At 33.5% G+C, this 1,055-nt stretch carries 2 protein-coding genes; both read left to right on the top strand.

Annotation, left to right across the window (positions count from 1 at the left end; genetic code table 11):
* A partial coding sequence (locus ACFVU3_RS40250; protein ID WP_390073739.1) for a glucose PTS transporter subunit IIA occupies positions 1–643 on the top strand: 643 nt, incomplete at its 5' end.
* A 108-nt stretch (positions 644–751) separates the two neighbouring features.
* Positions 752–1,055, top strand: a 304-nt coding sequence (locus tag ACFVU3_RS40245; protein WP_390073738.1) for a hypothetical protein, incomplete at its 3' end; no start/stop codon positions are given.

Raw genomic sequence — 1,055 nt, 5'->3', positions numbered from 1 at the left:
GGTTCAAGGATTGAAAGCGTTAGGTGCCTCTGGAGTTCTAGAAGTAGGAAATAACATGCAAGCTATATTTGGCCCAAAATCAGATCAAATTAAGCATGACATGGCAAAGATTATGAGTGGAGAAATTACTAAACCTAGTGAGACAACAGTAACTGAAGAGATTTCTGATGAACCAGTTCATGTAGAAGACGTCATTGAAACTGAAATTTATTCACCTGGACATGGTCAAATGATTCCATTAACGGATGTTCCGGATAAAGTTTTCTCTGAAAAAATGATGGGCGATGGCGTAGGTTTCATTCCTGAAAAAGGCGAAATCGTAGCACCTTTTGATGGTAACGTGAAAACCATCTTCCCAACGAAACATGCGATTGGTTTAGAATCAGATACAGGTGTAGAAGTCTTAATTCACATTGGTATCGATACAGTTAAACTGAATGGACAGGGCTTTGAAAGCTTTGTTCAAGCTGATGAAACTGTAACACAAGGTCAACCTTTAATGAAAATTGATTTAGCTTATCTAAAAGATAACGCACCAAGTATTGTTACGCCGGTAATTATCACAAATTTAGGTGATAAAACATTAACAATTGAAGATGTTAAATCTGTAGATCCGGGAAAAGTTATAATGAAAATTAAATAACACATAATTGGTAGTGCATATTTTTGAGATTTCAAAGATGTGCACTTTTTTTGTATAACATTGACAACGATAACAATAAATAGCAATGTAGTAATGTAAGTTACATAAATGTTATCACTAAAGCTGGAGGTTAAAAGTATGTGTGATTCTAAAATAAACAAGAATTCTAGAGTTAGTCATCAAGGGAACAAGATAATCAATGTTCTCATTTACGTAATAATGGTAGTCGTAATACAAGTTCCTGTGGGTTTATCACTTGTTGCACTTCCATTATCTTTAAGACTGAATGATTGGTATACAATAGCGATGAGTATGTTTATTCTAGGAATTACACTTTTAATCATTTGGGGGATAAGATCCTATTATTTATATCGTACTTATGAATATCAAGATTTTAAGATGAGTATTAAAG

The sequence above is a fragment of the Streptomyces sp. NPDC058052 genome (assembly GCF_042885515.1).
Lineage (GTDB): Bacteria > Actinomycetota > Actinomycetes > Streptomycetales > Streptomycetaceae > Streptomyces.
Note: the sequence above shows the minus strand (reverse complement) of the source record. Positions and strands in the feature narration are given on the sequence as shown.